The organism is Dechloromonas denitrificans, assembly GCF_020510685.1.
In the GTDB taxonomy this organism is placed as follows: Bacteria; Pseudomonadota; Gammaproteobacteria; order Burkholderiales; family Rhodocyclaceae; genus Azonexus; species Azonexus denitrificans_A.
Window position 1 is genome coordinate 2,509,751 of sequence record NZ_CP075185.1, and the last position, 14,028, is coordinate 2,523,778.

Sequence of the window (14,028 nt, forward strand, 5' to 3'; positions counted from 1 at the left end):
ATTTGTCATGACAAATCATAAGCCAACAGGCTTTCCGAGCTCGGTTAGCCTGTCACAGTTCTTCAACAATCGTAGCAGACCTGACACGGCGGCAAAACAAAATCAGCCGGTCGCGCTCAAGAAAGCAGCGGAAATTCGGCGAGCGTCTGATACGCCGAACCGGCCGACGACCGCCGGGAACGGACCAGAACGAAACCCGGACACGGCCAGTACAAGGGATCGATTGCCGGCAGCGGCTGGCAATCGTCAGCCGGAACCTTGCGCAGCAAGGTGACGTGCGGGGCAAATTGGCGTTCCCGGTCGGCGATGGCGAATCCGGCCTGGTCCAACCCGGCCGACAACTCGGCGACCAACGCCGGCAAGGCCGGCGGTGCGGCGCGGCAGCCTGCCCACAACAGATGGTTGTGACGCCAGAAACCGAGCCGGTCAACCGTCAAGTCGAAGGACCTAGCGACGACGCGGCTGGCGCTGGCGCACAGCGATGGCAAACGAGCCTCGGCCACGTCACCGAGAAAAGCCAGCGTCAGATGAATGGTGTCGCGCCGGGTCGGTCTACCACCGAGCTGGCCGGCTGCCGCAACGGCAATCCCGGCCAATTTTCCGGCGAGCGCCGGAGGCGGCCACAGGGCAAAGAAAACGCGGGCCGTGGCCGGTCTGGTCGGTCCTTCAGCTTGCACGCTCGAGCAGCACCACGGCCTGCGCCTCGATGGCTTGTTCACGCCCGAGATAACCCAGGCGTTCGTTGGTCTTGCCCTTGATATTCACGGCATCGGTCGAAATACCGAGATCCGCCGCGACATTCGCCACCATCGCTGCGGCATGCGGCGCCAGTTTGGGCTGCTGGGCGATCAGCGTCGCATCGACATTGACCGGACGCCAGCCCTTGTCGGCCAGCAAGGCAACGGCCGCCCGCAGCAGCACGCGGCTGTCCGCCCCCTGGTAGCGCGGATCGGTATCGGGAAAGTGGCGACCGATATCGCCCAGCGCCGCGCCGCCGAGCAGCGCATCGGTGATCGCATGCAACAGGGCATCGGCATCGGAGTGGCCCAGCAGGCCCGTGGCATGGGGAATCTCGACGCCGCCGAGGATCAGTTTGCGACCTTCGACCAGCTTGTGCACATCGTATCCCTGACCTACCCGGAAATTCATTTGCGCCCCCTCAGTATCATCGCCGCCAAGGCCAGATCGGCCGGAAAAGTCACTTTCAGATTGGTCGCATCGCCGCGCACCAGCTTCGGCTTGAGACCGAGCGCTTCGATGGCGCTGGCTTCGTCGGTGACAGCGCGACACTTTTCCAGCGCCTCGCACAGCCGACCGTAGCGGAACATCTGCGGCGTTTGCGCCTGCCACAAGCCGTCGCGCGGTTCGGTGGCGGCAACGCGCTGGCCGGCATCGGCACGTTTCAGGGTATCGGCGACCGGCACGGCGAGAATGCCACCCACCGCGTCGTTGGCCAGCTCCTCGAACAGTCCGGCGAGCATTGCGGCACTCAGACATGGCCGAGCCGCATCGTGCACCAGCACCCAGTCGTCGTCGGACGCCACCATGGCCGCCGCCTGCAATCCGTTCGCCACACTCGCCGCCCGCGTCGCTCCGCCGCAGCGCACGGTTTCCAGCTTGGCGCCAAGTTCGGACCAGTCATGCTGCGGCCAGTACGGATCGTCTGGCGACAGTACCACCCAGACCCGCTCGATCTCCGGGCAGGCAACCAGAGCTGCCAGCGTGTGGTAAATCAGCGGCCGGCCGAGCAGGTTCAAATACTGTTTTGGTTTCTCGGCGCCGAAGCGCGAACCGCTGCCGGCAGCGGGAACAATTGCGAAATAACGTGGCATGGCTTAATTTTACTGAATAACGACGATAAAAGAGGAACCGCATGAGCTTCATTGTTCCGGAACTGGCTACCCCGCTCGAGGCTTTCGCCACCGCTTTGGGGATCGGTCTGCTGATCGGCATGGAGCGCGAACGGCGTCCCGACTCCGCGGCCGGCCTGCGCACCTTCGCGCTGACATCAATGTTGGGCTGTCTGTTCGCCCTGCTCGGCGAAAAAGCCGGCGGCCCCTGGATGCTCGCCGTCGGGCTGCTGGTCATCGCGGCGTCGATGGTTGCCTCCAACTTTTCAGCCCAGCAGGAAGAGCAGTATCGCGGCTTTACCTCGGAGGCCGCGATCATCGTCACCTATGGCCTGGGCGCGGCGATCTGGTACGGCTACGCAACGCTGGCCGTGATGCTGGCCATCACGACCACCGTGCTGCTTTATTTCAAGGCCGAGATGCGCCAGGTCAGCGAACGGATGACACCGAAGGACATCAACTCGATCCTGCAATTCGCCGTCCTCTCGCTGGTCATCCTGCCCATCCTGCCGAACCAGGACTTCGGCCCCTACAATGCACTGAACCCCCGCCAGATCTGGTGGATGGTCGTCCTGATTTCCGGCCTCGCCCTCGCCGGCTACCTCGCCCTGCGCATCGTCGGGGCGCGCCACGGGGCGGCCCTGCTCGGCATTTTCGGCGGACTGGCGTCGAGCACCGCGACCACCCTGATGTTCTCCCGCCACGCCCATGAACTGGGTCATCTGGTGCGGATGGCGGCGACCGTCATCCTGATCGCCAACGTCATGGTGATGATCCGTCTTGGCCTGGTCTCCGGCATGGTCGCCCCGACGCTGATCACGCCGATTGCCATCGTCTTCGCCTGCGGCATCGTGCCCGGCATCATCGTGGCGCTCTACGGCTGGAAAGCGCTCAGCGCGGCCGGCGAACTGCCGATGCCCGAGGTGAAGAATCCGACCGAACTGAAAACCGCCATCTCCTTCGGCCTGCTCTACGCCCTCGTGGTACTCGCTTCAGCCTGGCTGCAGGACATTGCCGGCAACAAGGGCCTCTACATCGTCGCCCTCGCTTCCGGCCTGACCGATGCCGACGCCAGCGTGTTGTCGACGCTGCGCTTGTTCAATCTGCAAAAACTATCGAGCAGCGAGGCGGTCATAGCGGTAACGCTGGCCCTGATCGCCAATCTGGTGTTCAAGATCGGACTGGTCCTCAGCATCGGCGGCAGCAAGCTGGCCCGCCACGCCCTGCCGGGCCTGCTCGCCATCGGCGGCGGCCTGGCCGCTGGGTTATTGCTGATTTGAGGTGCCCCATGACCATTACCCGCCCTCCCGCCGTCGCCGGGATGTTCTATCCGGGCAGCGCCAGCACGCTGGCCGCCACTGTCGACCAGCTGCTGAACAAAGCGCCGGCAGCGCCGGCCACTCAACCCAAGGCCCTGATCGTGCCGCACGCCGGCTATATTTACTCCGGGGCAACTGCGGCCCGGGCCTATGCCAGGCTGGCGCCGTGGCGTTCGACGATCCACCGTGTCATTCTGCTCGGCCCGACCCATCGCGTTGCGGTCGACGGTCTAGCCTTGCCCAATAGCGAAGCCTTCGCCACGCCGCTTGGCCATGTCCGGCTCGATGCGCAGGCCATGGACCAACTGGCAGCCTTGCCGCAGGTTGTTTTCAGCGACCACGTCCATGCCGAGGAGCATTCGCTGGAGGTCCATCTGCCTTTCCTGCAACAGGTGCTCGACGACTTCACGCTGGTCCCGCTGGCGGTCGGCCACGCCACGCCGCAAGCCGTCGCCGAGGTGCTCGACCTGCTGTGGGGCGGACCGGAAACGCTGATCATCATCAGTTCCGACCTGTCGCACTACCTGCCCTATGCTGCCGCCAACCAGGTCGATCGCACTACCTGCGAGCACATCCTGCAACTCGACACCCATATCCGCCCGGAACAGGCCTGTGGCGCCTTTCCGCTCAATGGTCTGCTGCTCGTCGCTGGCCAGCGCGGCCTGACGCCGCATCTGATCGATCATTGCAACTCCGGCGATACGGCCGGCGACAAGCAGCGTGTCGTCGGTTACGCCGCTTTTTCGTTTGACGAAAATCATGCCTGAACTCGGTCCTACCCTGCTCCAGCTAGCCCGTGCCGCCATCGCCGCGCGTTTCGGCGAAACCGCGCCGGCTTCTGCCGACCTGCCCGAATTGCACCGAAAGGGCGCCACCTTTGTCACCCTGACCCAGCGCGGCGAGCTGCGCGGCTGCATCGGCAGTCTGGAAGCCTGGCGCCCGCTGCTCACCGACGTCCAGGAAAACGCCTGTGCCGCGGCCTTCCGCGACCCGCGCTTCAACCCCTTGCGCGAGGCGGAACTGCCGATCACCCGGATCGAAGTCTCGCTACTGAGTCCGGCCGAATTGATGCATTTCCGCGACGAGGCCGACGCCCTCGCCCAGCTCCGGCCGAATATCGACGGCGTGATCCTGACCGTCGGCCAGTACCGCTCGACTTTTCTGCCACAGGTCTGGGAGCAGTTGCCCGAACCAGCCGAGTTCATGGCCCACCTGAAACAGAAGGCCGGACTGCCTGCCGCATACTGGGGAGTGAATGTTCAGCTCGAACGCTACCGCGTCAATAAATGGAAGGAGGCCGCACCATGAGCCAGCCGGCAACCGTTGACACCCTCTACCCCGGCCGCTGGTGGCATACCCTGCCCGATGGCCGCGTGCAATGCGACCTCTGCCCGCGCGACTGCCAACTGCATGAAGGCCAGCGCGGCGCCTGCTTCGTTCGCCAGCGCGTCAATGACGCGATGCAACTGACCACCTATGGCCGCTCTTCCGGCTTCTGCATCGACCCCATCGAAAAGAAACCGCTCAACCACTTCTATCCCGGCAGCAGCATCCTCTCTTTCGGCACAGCCGGCTGCAACCTCGCCTGCCGCTTCTGCCAGAACTGGGACATCTCCAAATCGAAGGACATGGATCGCCTGATGGACCAGGCCAGCCCGCAGGCCATTGCCGCAGCTGCCCGGCGGAACGGGGCCGATGCCGTCGCCTACACCTACAACGACCCGGTGGTTTTCGCCGAATACGCCATCGACACCGCACTCGCCTGCCGCGAGCAAGGCATCCGCAATGTCGCCGTCACTGCCGGCTACATCCACCCGGCGCCCCGTCGCGAGTTCTTCGCCGTGATGGACGCCGCCAACGTCGACCTCAAGGCCTTCACCGAAACGTTCTATCACAAGCTGTGCGTCGGCCACCTCGGACCGGTGCTCGACACGCTGGCCTACATCCACCACGAATCCGCGTGCTGGCTGGAAATCACCACGCTGCTCATCCCCGGCGAGAACGACAGCCCGGCTGAAATCAACGAACTCGCCACCTGGGTAGCGCGCGAACTCGGCCCGGATGTGCCGCTGCATTTCACCGCCTTCCACCCCGACTGGAAAATGACCGACCGGCCGGAGACGCCGCTCGCCACACTGGTCCAGGCCCGCCGCATCGCGCTCGACGCCGGGCTGCACCACGTCTATACCGGCAATGTGCATGACAGCGAGGGCGGCACCACCTTCTGCCCGAACTGCCATGCCGCGCTGATCGTCCGCGACTGGTACGACATCCGCCGCTACGACCTGACGGCCAGCGGCCATTGTCCGCACTGCGCAACGTCGCTGGCCGGCCGCTTCGGGCCGCAACTCGGCCACAACGGCAGCGCCTTCGGAGCACGCCGCATTCCCGTCCGTCTTGCCTTGTAACTTCATGAACCGCAGCATCAGCCTTCACACCACGCATGGCCTGCTCCACGGTCAGCTTGAACTGCCCGACCACCCGCGCGGCCTCGTTCTGCTTGCCCGCTCGCAGCACACACCGCTCGACATTCTCATCACCGACAATCTCACCGGCCGCGGCTACGGCGTCCTGAGCATGCAACTGCTGTCGGCCCAGGAAGCGCATTTCGCCGATGCAACGCAGAACGTGCCGCGACTCACCCAGCGCCTGCTCGACATCCTCGAACTGATCCGCAACGATGGCGACATGCAGGATCTCCCGCTAGCCATCTTCGCCAGCGGCGACACCACGCCGGCGGCAATCCGCGCCGCCGCCCGGCGCGACACCCAGGTCAAGCTGCTGGCCTGTTATGGCGGCATTGTCGACCGAGCGGGCCTGGAGGCACTGAAGCTGCTCGAGGCACCGCTGCTGATGCTGTTCGACACCGCTGACACGATCGGCCGCGCGGCCTTCCAGCGGGCCGCCACGCATCTTGCCGGACTCTACGAAACGCACGTCCTCGATGCCGAGGAAGACCCAATGCTGCGGGTCGCCGGCTGGTTGTCGATCCATCTCGACCGCGCCGCGTAACGGCGACGAAACCGGCCATTTCGGTCGTTCCCGATGCCGTGTATGTGATTTCCCGTATGGGCGGCGCTGCGCGAATGGAATACCCTTCGTCCATCATCCATTCGTCCGTAAGGAATCCCCCATGCCGGTGATTGAAGTCCACCACCCTTTGGTCAAGCACAAGGTCGGCCTGATGCGCGAAGCCGAGATCAGCACTAAGAAGTTCCGCGAGCTGGCGGCCGAGTTGGCTCGCCTGCTGACCTACGAGGCATGCCGCGATTTCGAACTGGAAACGGTCAGCATCGAAGGCTGGGCCGGGCCGGTCGCCATCGAGCAGATCAAGGGCAAGAAGGTCACCGTCGTGCCCATCCTGCGCGCCGGTATCGGCATGCTGGACGGCGTGCTCGACCTGATCCCGAATGCCAAGGTCAGTGTCGTCGGCATCGCCCGCAACCACGAGACGCTGATGCCCGAATCCTATTTCGAGCGCTTCGTCGGCCAGCTCGACGAGCGCCTGGCGTTGATCATCGATCCGATGCTGGCCACCGGCGGCTCGCTGATCGCCACCATCGACATGTTGAAGCGCAAGGGCTGTCGACATGTCAAGGCGCTGGTGCTGGTCGCCGCGCCGGAAGGCATCGCCGCGCTGCAGGCAGCGCACCCCGACGTGCAGTGCTACACCGCCGCCATCGACAGCCATCTCAACGAACACGGCTACATCATTCCCGGCCTCGGCGACGCCGGCGACAAGATTTTCGGGACCAAGGAAGCATGAACGCGCCGCACGAACCCGTCTGGCGCACCGCGCTGTCCGGCGCGCAAATCCTCTTCGTCGCCTTCGGCGCCACCGTGCTGGTACCGCTGCTCACCGGCCTCAATCCCAGTCTGGCGCTGCTCGGCGCCGGCGTCGGCACGCTGATCTTCCAGATCTGCACCAAGCGCCAGGTACCGATTTACCTCGGCTCGAGCTTCGCCTTCATCGCCCCGGTGATCTACTCGGTGCAAACCTGGGGCATGCCGGCGACGCTCGGCGCGCTGGCCTCGGCCAGCTTTTTTTATTACGTCGCCGCCGGTCTGGTGAAATGGCGCGGCGTCGGCTTCATCCACAAACTGCTGCCGCCGGTCGTCATCGGCCCGGTCGTCATGGTCATCGGTCTCGGCCTGGCCCAGGTCGCGGTCGGCATGGCCACCGGCAAGGCCGGCGACCAGCAGGTCGTCCCCTACCAGACGGCCATCGGCATTGCCGCGATTGCGCTGCTGGCGACGATGCTCACGGCTATCCGCGCCAAGGGTTTGCTCAAGCTGGTGCCCATCCTGGTCGGCGTCGCCGTTGGCTATGTCATCTCGCTGTTCGTCGGTATCGTCGATTTCACGCGAGTGCATGACGCGGCCTGGCTCGCCCTGCCGGAATTCGGCCACCCCGAGTTCAACCTCGCCGCCATCCTGTTCATGATCCCGGTCGCCATCGCGCCGATTGTCGAACACGTCGGAGGCATCCTTGCCATCGGCTCGGTCAGTGGCAAGGACTACACCGAAAACCCCGGCCTGCACCGCACGCTGCTCGGCGACGGCCTGGCGGTCAATGTCGTCGGCCTGTTCGGCGGCCCGCCGGTGACGACCTACGGTGAAGTCACCGGCGCCGTGATGCTGACCCACAACTACAACCCGGTGGTGATGACCTGGGCGGCCGGCTTCGCCATCCTGATGGCCTTCGTCGGCAAGTTCGGCGCCCTGCTGCAAACCATCCCGCTACCAGTGATGGGCGGCATCATGGTCCTGCTTTTCGGCTCGATCGCCGGTATCGGCCTGAAAACACTGATGGACGCCAGGGTGAACCTGTCGAGCGCGCGCAATCTGTGCATCGTCTCGGTGACGCTGGTCACCGGCATCGGTGGCCTGGCCGTCCAGATCGGCAGCTTCTCTTTGCAAGGCATCAGCTTGTGCGGCATTCTTGCCGTGCTGCTCAACCTGACGCTGCCGCAGGAGCCGGCCAAGCACCCCTGATTCCTCCTTCAAAAAGCTTCGTCATGTTCCGCAAATTCCGCATCGTGATTCTGCTCCTCGTTCTCGCCACCGTCGGGCTTGGCACGTGGCGGGCCAATGCCCGGCTGACCGCCTGGCAGCACACTGTCCATGTCGCCCTCTATCCGGTTGCGGCCGATGATTCGCCGACCACCGCCAGTTTCATCGGACAACTGGACAGCGAGAGCTTTACGGACATCGGGCAATGGCTGCAAGGGCAAAGCGACAAATACGGGCATTCGGTCCTGCAACCGGCTTCCATCCGGCTCGGGCCACTGGTCAGTGATCGGCCACCACCGCCGCCAAGTCACCCGGGCGCCTTCGATAGCATCGTGTGGAGCCTGAAACTGCGCTGGTGGGCCACGCAGCACGACGCGATCAGCGGGCCGCAGCCGCAGGTCCGCCTATTCGTTCTTTTCCATGATCCTGAACGCACCGGCGCCGTGCCCCATTCGACCGGCCTGAGCAAGGGCCAGATCGGGGTCATCCACGTTTATGCCAGCCGCCAGCAACGAAAACAAAACGCCGTGATCATTGCGCACGAACTGCTGCATACCTTCGGCGCCACCGACAAATACGATCTCGCGACGCTGCAACCGCTCTACCCCCAAGGCTATGCCGAGCCGGAACGGGAACCCCGCCTGCCGCAGCGCCTGGGTGAAATCATGGGGGGCCGTACGCCGATCGACGAACATCAGGCCGAAATCCCGGCCAGCCTTTCCGACACCGTGATCGGACCGGCAACGGCAAGAGAGATTGGCTTGCTGGCCGGTAAAGGCTAAATCTCGGCGCAGCCGAGCTGTGCCGGAAATGCTTGTTCGCGTGTCGGAAAAATTCTTTGCTGCAATTCCGCTCCGAGATCGATGTCTTCTTCCCGGATGTGTCGCTCGAACCAGTACTCGATGTAACGGATCAGGCTATAGATATCCATCCGCTCCTGACGCACCTGGGCGAGCGTCTTCTCGATACCTTTCAGCATTGTCCGATGCTTGTTCGCGTGCACCGTGAAATCCAGACCCGCCCGTTCAGCGAAGGCCTCCTCGGTGGAACAATGAATGCGCAATGCTTCAAGCAAAGCCTCCGCCTGATCTGATGGGAGACAATTGGCTTCGATGCAGAGGGATTTCAAACTGGCAAGGCGAGCAAACAATTCGGCATGCTGCTCGTCGATCTCAGGTACGTTGACCACCAGCGAATCAGGCAAAAAGACGGCAATCTGATCGTTCATTGCAGTGCACCTCCTGAGAAGCCAGTTTTCGGCAACAAAACTTTCCCTGAGCTTTTCACTATAGAACGCTCAGGCGATAAATCCAGTTCGACTTGTCTGGCCAGACCGCTTTCTGCCGCTCCTGGCCGCAAATTACCGCAGTTCGATCGTCACGGTCTTTCCCGACTTGCCACCCGCTTTGCGCAGCAAATCACCGATATCGGTGTTGGCATTCTTCAATGCGATATCCAGTGCGGTTTCACCGGTTTCCAGCTTTTTATTGGGATCGGCCTGGCTTGCCAGCAACAATCGGACAAGCTCGGCATGGCCGCCGCGTGACGCGGCGATCAGCGGCGTCGTGCCATTTTCGCTCGGCGAGTCGACCTCCGCTCCCGCCTTCAGCAAGAGCCTGGCGATATCGAGATGACCGGCGAAGGCGGCGTAAGCCAACGGCGTCCAGCCCGGCATATTGACCGCAGCGCCCCCCGCCACGAGCAGCTCGGCAACTTTCAGATGACCGCGAAAGGCTGCCAGGCGCAGCGCCGTATCACCGGCCGAGTTTCGTGCATTCAACTTGGCCCGCTGCTTGATCAGGAAAGCCACCAGATCCGCATGCCCGTCGCGCGCCGCCAGCATCAACAGGGTATTGCCATCGATATCGGTCGTATCGATCGAGGCACCCTTATTGACGAGTTGGGCAACCTCTGCGGTATCGCCAAGCTTGGCCGAGCCGATCAGGTCGTCGTAAGTGGCGGCAGCGACAAACAGCGGAAGAACGGCAGCGATTACTGCGGTCAACAGTCTTTTTTTCATGATTCTCAAGGCCGTGTAGCGTGATTGAACAACGTGAAGAAGTTGTCGGTCGTCGCCACGACGACAGTTTCCAGAGAAACTGAACGCAGGCGGGCGATTTCTTCGGCAACGTAACGGACGTGGGCCGGCTCGTTTGGTTTGCCGCGATAGGGCACCGGTGCGAGGTACGGCGAATCCGTCTCGACCAGCAGGCGGTCGAGCGGGCAGCGCTCGGCGACCTCCTTGACGATGGTCGCGTTCTTGAAGGTAACGATTCCTGAAAAAGAGAGATAGAAACCCAGATCGAGCGCCTGCTGGGCGATTTCCCAGTTTTCGGTAAAACAGTGCATGACGCCACCGACCGTCTCGGCCCCCTCTTCCTTCAGCAGGCGCAAGGTATCGACGGCCGACTCGCGGGTATGCACGACCAGCGGCTTGCCACATTGCCGTGCCGCCCGGATGTGCGCGCGAAATCGCTCGCGCTGCCATTCCGGCTTGTCCTTCTGCCAATAGTAATCGAGTCCGGTTTCGCCGATCGCGACAACCTTCGGATGGGCGGCCAGGGCCAACAGTTGCTCAACGCTGGGTTCTTCGACGTCGGTGTACTCTGGATGAACGCCGACGCTGGCAAACAGGCGGCTATCGGTCTCGGCCAGGGCCAGTACTTGGGGAAAATCTTCGAGATTGACGGCAATGCACAGCGCCGCGCCAACATCATTTTCCTGCATACGCTGCAGAACCTCGGGCAAACGATTGGCGAGATCGGGAAAATCGAGATGGCAGTGCGAATCGACCAGCATGGCGATCGATCAGAGCGTGTGGGTGGGCCGCGACGACTGGATGACGCCGCCCAGCAGGGCTTCGATCTTGCGCCGTGCTTCCTGGCCGCTTTCGTCATTGTTGAAATGTACACCGATGCCCTGTGCCCGGCCGTTTTGTGCCCCGGCCGGGGTAATCCAGACGACCGCCCCGGCGATCGGCAATTTTGCCGGATCATCCATCAGCGACAGCAGCATGAACACCTCGTCGCCAATGCTGTAACTGCGCGTCGTCGGGATGAAGATGCCCCCGGCCCGCAGATGCGGCATGAACGCGGCGTACAGCGCGGATTTCGAATTGATATTCAGCGAGAGAACGCTAGGGCGCTGGGGCGCAGGTTTGACTTCACTCATTGTGTATCAATTGGCAAACAGGGCTCGGTAGTCCAGGAAAAGACCTTCCAGGAAAAGGCGTGCATTCAATGGTTGCTCGGCTTCCCGGCGGTGCGAAATCATGTCGCGATAGGAATGGATCAAGCGTGCGGCTGGAATCATATCAGCCAGACTCGCTATTGTGGCCGCCTGCGGCAGAAAATAGCGAACAGGCATGCCACTCCCGGCCAGCGTCAGGTCGACCAGCCATTTCTGGATGGCTTCAACGACGTTCTTCAGCAACAGCTTTCCCTTGCTGTCCTTGACGGCCTTTTCGAGTTCCGCCGCAAGCCCCAGCGGATCGACATTTTTTCCGGCCGACAAACGCCTGATCAGAATTTCCAGCCAGGCCAGTTGTCCGGATGCCGCCAGCTCCAGAGCCAACCCCGGCGCCCCACCGGCCAGCGCCAGCCAGCGCCGGGCTTCGGCAACCCCTTCGTCAGCCAGGACCTGTTCGGCCTGTTGTGCGTTGGGCAGCGGAATCGGCACGACCTGACACCGACTGCGTATCGTCGGAAGCAGGCGCATTGGCTCGCTTGAAACCAATAAAAACAATGTACTTGGGGCAGGTTCTTCAAGTGTTTTAAGAAGTGCGTTCGCGGTGTTGCGATTCATCGCTTCGGTCGGATAGACCACGACGATCCGCAATCCACCGCGATGCGTGCCGACGTTCAGGAATTCGTCGAGGCCCCGCACCTGATCGATGGTGATCTGCTGACTTGCCTTTTTCTTGCCATCTTCCGCCTCGGCTTCGTCGTTCAGCGCATCCGGTTGCAGCAGGCGAAAATCCGGATGGTTGCCCTGCGCATACCAATTGCAGGCGAGGCATTTACCGCAGGCCTTGCCATCCGCTTGCGGCGCCTCACAGAGCAGACTGGCGGCAAATTGCCTGGCCAGCGCGAACTTTCCCAGCCCTTTCTGACCGATCAGCAACAATGAATGCGGCAGTTGCTTGCGTCGTTCCTGAAGGCCAGCCCAGACTTTTCCGTGAAGTGTTATTACATTCATAAACAAGTCGTTATGACGATTTGTTCAAGTGTTTTACGAATTGATTCCAGCGTCTTGTTGGCATCAACCACCCGAATGCGCTGCGGATTGGCATGCGCTCTTTCCAGATAGGCCTGCCGAACGCGCTCATGAAAATCGGCTCGTTCCTGCTCAAAGCGATCCAGCACGCGACTGGCCACGGCAATCCGCTCCCGGGCGACATCCAGCGGCAAGTCGAAGAGCAGCGTCAGATTCGGCTGCAGATGTTCATGCACCCAGTGCTCCAGCGCCAGGAACTTGGCCCGATCGAGTCCGCGTCCGCCACCTTGGTAGGCGTAGGTGGCATCGCTGAACCGGTCGCAGACCACCCATTCGCCACGCGCCAGCGCCGGCTCGATAAGCCGGGCCAGATGCTCGCGCCGGGCGGCAAACATCAGCAAGGTTTCGGTTTCGAGGTGCATCGGTTCGTTCAGCAGCAGCGCCCGCAATTTCTCGCCGAGTTCAGTTCCGCCCGGTTCGCGCGTCACATGAACCACCAAACCACGCGCCCGCAGGCTTTCGGCCAGCCATTCGACATGACTGCTCTTGCCGGCACCATCGATGCCTTCGAAAGTGATGAATTTACCTTTCACTTCCCCCCCTTTTGAAATTTATTAACTGCACTATTGTGCTCGTCTAGCGTGCGTGAAAATTCGCTACTGCCATCGCCCCGGGCGACGAAATACAGCGCATCGGAAGCGGCCGGGTGCAGCGCGGCGCGCAGCGAAGCCAGACCCGGCATGGCAATCGGCGTCGGCGGCAAGCCGGCCCGCGTGTAAGTATTGTACGGCGTGTCGGTCTGCAGATCCCGTTTGCGCAAGTTGCCGTCGAAACTTTCGCCGACGCCGTAAATCACCGTCGGATCGGTCTGCAATGCCATGCCCTTGCGCAGCCGATTGACGAACACCGCGGCAACCTGCGTCCGATCCGACTCCCGGCCGGTTTCCTTTTCGATGATCGAGGCCATCACCAGCGCATCGTGCGGCGACCGGTAAGGCAGGTTGTCCGCCCGCCCGGCCCATTCCTCATCCAGCCGGCGCTGCATGGCACGGATGGCGCGGGCCAGCAACTCCAGATCGCTGGATTGCTTGTCGAACAGATAGGTATCAGGAAACAACCAGCCTTCGAGGCGCGCAACACTCAACCCGAGACGCTCGATGATCTGCGCCTCGCTAAGCCCGCTGGTCTCGTGCAGCAGATCCGGATGGCTATCCAGCCGGGCTCGCCATTGCCGGAAAGTCCAGCCTTCGACCAGCGTCAGATCGCCCTGCGACACTTTGCCCAAGGTCAATTTCTCGAGTAGCTGTAGCGGCGTTACGCCCTGATGCACGGCATAGCTACCGGCCTTGATACCGGTTTCAGCGCGGTGAAACCGGGCCAGCAAGGTCAGCAGCGACGGCCTTATCTCGATCCCGGCCTCCTGCATCTGGACAATCGCCGAGCGCAGACTGCTGCCGGCGACAATCCGGAAATCGAGCGGTGAAGCGCGCAGCGTCAGCGGTTGTTTGGCCCACCACCAGACGCCGCCGCCAAGCGCGCCAGAGACAAGACAAATCAGGAAAAGGGCTTTAAGTAAGGGGCGCACGAGAACTCGTTGGCAAGCGGGTCTTGCCCGTCGGGAACGAGCACGT

Annotated in this window: 18 protein-coding genes; 8 read left to right on the top strand and 10 right to left on the bottom strand. The window is 62.5% G+C overall.

Annotated features, from left to right (window positions below):
* Positions 1-116 precede the first annotated feature (116 nt).
* Genes thpR through ispD form a run of 3 tightly spaced genes read right to left on the bottom strand, consistent with a single transcriptional unit; the run spans position 117 to position 1,832 of the window.
* Entirely contained in the window at positions 117-677 is a 561-nt protein-coding gene (gene thpR, locus KI611_RS11930) for an RNA 2',3'-cyclic phosphodiesterase (protein WP_226415241.1), read from the bottom strand.
* A complete protein-coding gene (ispF, locus tag KI611_RS11935; protein WP_226415245.1) occupies positions 667-1,149 on the bottom strand; it encodes a 2-C-methyl-D-erythritol 2,4-cyclodiphosphate synthase in 483 nt (160 codons plus the stop codon). The genes thpR and ispF overlap by 11 nt, the downstream gene beginning before the upstream one ends.
* On the bottom strand, positions 1,146-1,832 hold the full coding sequence (ispD, locus tag KI611_RS11940; protein WP_226415249.1) for a 2-C-methyl-D-erythritol 4-phosphate cytidylyltransferase: 687 nt from the start codon (positions 1,830-1,832) through the stop codon (positions 1,146-1,148). The genes ispF and ispD overlap by 4 nt, the downstream gene beginning before the upstream one ends.
* A gap of 41 nt (positions 1,833-1,873) precedes the next feature.
* Here ispD and KI611_RS11945 point away from each other — a divergent pair, with 41 nt between their 5' ends.
* The 8 genes from KI611_RS11945 (at position 1,874) to KI611_RS11980 (ending at position 8,964) form a co-directional block, all read left to right on the top strand.
* Positions 1,874-3,130: an MgtC/SapB family protein gene (locus tag KI611_RS11945; RefSeq protein WP_226415275.1), complete on the top strand. Its 1,257-nt coding sequence runs from the start codon at positions 1,874-1,876 to the stop codon at positions 3,128-3,130.
* A gap of 8 nt (positions 3,131-3,138) precedes the next feature.
* Positions 3,139-3,936 (top strand): AmmeMemoRadiSam system protein B, encoded by a 798-nt coding sequence (gene amrB / locus KI611_RS11950; protein ID WP_226415278.1) that lies wholly within the window; start codon positions 3,139-3,141, stop codon positions 3,934-3,936.
* Positions 3,929-4,477 (top strand): AmmeMemoRadiSam system protein A, encoded by a 549-nt coding sequence (amrA, locus tag KI611_RS11955; protein ID WP_226415281.1) that lies wholly within the window; start codon positions 3,929-3,931, stop codon positions 4,475-4,477. The genes amrB and amrA overlap by 8 nt, the downstream gene beginning before the upstream one ends.
* The gene (amrS, locus tag KI611_RS11960) at positions 4,474-5,577 is read left to right on the top strand and encodes an AmmeMemoRadiSam system radical SAM enzyme (protein ID WP_226415284.1); all 1,104 of its coding nucleotides are present in this window, start codon (positions 4,474-4,476) and stop codon (positions 5,575-5,577) included. Before amrA ends, amrS begins: the two co-directional genes overlap by 4 nt.
* Positions 5,578-5,581: 4 nt before the next feature.
* Positions 5,582-6,181, top strand: coding sequence for a hypothetical protein (locus KI611_RS11965; RefSeq protein WP_226415287.1), 600 nt, complete (start codon positions 5,582-5,584; stop codon positions 6,179-6,181).
* 121 nt (positions 6,182-6,302) lie between these two features.
* A complete protein-coding gene (upp, locus tag KI611_RS11970) occupies positions 6,303-6,935 on the top strand; it encodes a uracil phosphoribosyltransferase (RefSeq protein WP_226415290.1) in 633 nt (210 codons plus the stop codon).
* Positions 6,932-8,164, top strand: coding sequence for a uracil-xanthine permease family protein (locus KI611_RS11975; RefSeq protein ID WP_226415293.1), 1,233 nt, complete (start codon positions 6,932-6,934; stop codon positions 8,162-8,164). Before upp ends, KI611_RS11975 begins: the two co-directional genes overlap by 4 nt.
* A 23-nt stretch (positions 8,165-8,187) precedes the next feature.
* Complete coding sequence (locus KI611_RS11980; RefSeq protein WP_226415318.1) at positions 8,188-8,964, top strand: hypothetical protein; 777 nt, start codon at positions 8,188-8,190, stop codon at positions 8,962-8,964.
* Here KI611_RS11980 and KI611_RS11985 read toward each other — a convergent pair.
* The 7 genes from KI611_RS11985 to mltG form a co-directional block, all read right to left on the bottom strand.
* Entirely contained in the window at positions 8,961-9,410 is a 450-nt protein-coding gene (locus KI611_RS11985) for a bacteriohemerythrin (RefSeq protein ID WP_226415342.1), read from the bottom strand. The two genes, KI611_RS11980 and KI611_RS11985, sit on opposite strands and share 4 nt — an antisense overlap.
* Positions 9,411-9,542: 132 nt before the next feature.
* The gene (locus KI611_RS11990) at positions 9,543-10,202 is read right to left on the bottom strand and encodes an ankyrin repeat domain-containing protein (protein WP_226415345.1); all 660 of its coding nucleotides are present in this window, start codon (positions 10,200-10,202) and stop codon (positions 9,543-9,545) included.
* 5 nt (positions 10,203-10,207) lie between these two features.
* Positions 10,208-10,981 carry a TatD family hydrolase gene (locus KI611_RS11995; RefSeq protein ID WP_226415348.1) on the bottom strand — a complete coding sequence of 258 codons (774 nt, stop codon included), beginning with the start codon at positions 10,979-10,981 and terminating at the stop codon, positions 10,208-10,210.
* 9 nt (positions 10,982-10,990) lie between these two features.
* Positions 10,991-11,353, bottom strand: coding sequence for a PilZ domain-containing protein (locus KI611_RS12000; RefSeq protein WP_226415352.1), 363 nt, complete (start codon positions 11,351-11,353; stop codon positions 10,991-10,993).
* Between the two features lie 6 nt (positions 11,354-11,359).
* Complete coding sequence (gene holB, locus KI611_RS12005; RefSeq protein WP_226415355.1) at positions 11,360-12,379, bottom strand: DNA polymerase III subunit delta'; 1,020 nt, start codon at positions 12,377-12,379, stop codon at positions 11,360-11,362.
* A complete protein-coding gene (gene tmk, locus KI611_RS12010; RefSeq protein ID WP_226415358.1) occupies positions 12,376-12,990 on the bottom strand; it encodes a dTMP kinase in 615 nt (204 codons plus the stop codon). Before tmk ends, holB begins: the two co-directional genes overlap by 4 nt.
* Positions 12,987-13,982, bottom strand: coding sequence for an endolytic transglycosylase MltG (gene mltG / locus KI611_RS12015; RefSeq protein WP_226415361.1), 996 nt, complete (start codon positions 13,980-13,982; stop codon positions 12,987-12,989). The genes tmk and mltG overlap by 4 nt, the downstream gene beginning before the upstream one ends.
* Positions 13,983-14,028 lie beyond the last annotated feature (46 nt).

Excerpts from the sequence above, each read along its gene's own strand:
- ispF (WP_226415245.1), bottom strand. The coding sequence starts at position 1,149 with ATGAATTTCCGGGTAGGTCAGGGATACGATGTGCACAAGCTGGTCGAA.
- ispD (WP_226415249.1), bottom strand. The coding sequence starts at position 1,832 with ATGCCACGTTATTTCGCAATTGTTCCCGCTGCCGGCAGCGGTTCGCGC.
- KI611_RS11945 (WP_226415275.1), top strand. The coding sequence starts at position 1,874 with ATGAGCTTCATTGTTCCGGAACTGGCTACCCCGCTCGAGGCTTTCGCC.
- amrB (WP_226415278.1), top strand. The coding sequence starts at position 3,139 with ATGACCATTACCCGCCCTCCCGCCGTCGCCGGGATGTTCTATCCGGGC.
- amrA (WP_226415281.1), top strand. The coding sequence starts at position 3,929 with ATGCCTGAACTCGGTCCTACCCTGCTCCAGCTAGCCCGTGCCGCCATC.
- amrS (WP_226415284.1), top strand. The coding sequence starts at position 4,474 with ATGAGCCAGCCGGCAACCGTTGACACCCTCTACCCCGGCCGCTGGTGG.
- KI611_RS11965 (WP_226415287.1), top strand. The coding sequence starts at position 5,582 with ATGAACCGCAGCATCAGCCTTCACACCACGCATGGCCTGCTCCACGGT.
- upp (WP_226415290.1), top strand. The coding sequence starts at position 6,303 with ATGCCGGTGATTGAAGTCCACCACCCTTTGGTCAAGCACAAGGTCGGC.
- KI611_RS11975 (WP_226415293.1), top strand. The coding sequence starts at position 6,932 with ATGAACGCGCCGCACGAACCCGTCTGGCGCACCGCGCTGTCCGGCGCG.
- KI611_RS11980 (WP_226415318.1), top strand. The coding sequence starts at position 8,188 with ATGTTCCGCAAATTCCGCATCGTGATTCTGCTCCTCGTTCTCGCCACC.
- KI611_RS11985 (WP_226415342.1), bottom strand. The coding sequence starts at position 9,410 with ATGAACGATCAGATTGCCGTCTTTTTGCCTGATTCGCTGGTGGTCAAC.
- KI611_RS11990 (WP_226415345.1), bottom strand. The coding sequence starts at position 10,202 with ATGAAAAAAAGACTGTTGACCGCAGTAATCGCTGCCGTTCTTCCGCTG.
- KI611_RS11995 (WP_226415348.1), bottom strand. The coding sequence starts at position 10,981 with ATGCTGGTCGATTCGCACTGCCATCTCGATTTTCCCGATCTCGCCAAT.
- KI611_RS12000 (WP_226415352.1), bottom strand. The coding sequence starts at position 11,353 with ATGAGTGAAGTCAAACCTGCGCCCCAGCGCCCTAGCGTTCTCTCGCTG.
- holB (WP_226415355.1), bottom strand. The coding sequence starts at position 12,379 with ATGAATGTAATAACACTTCACGGAAAAGTCTGGGCTGGCCTTCAGGAA.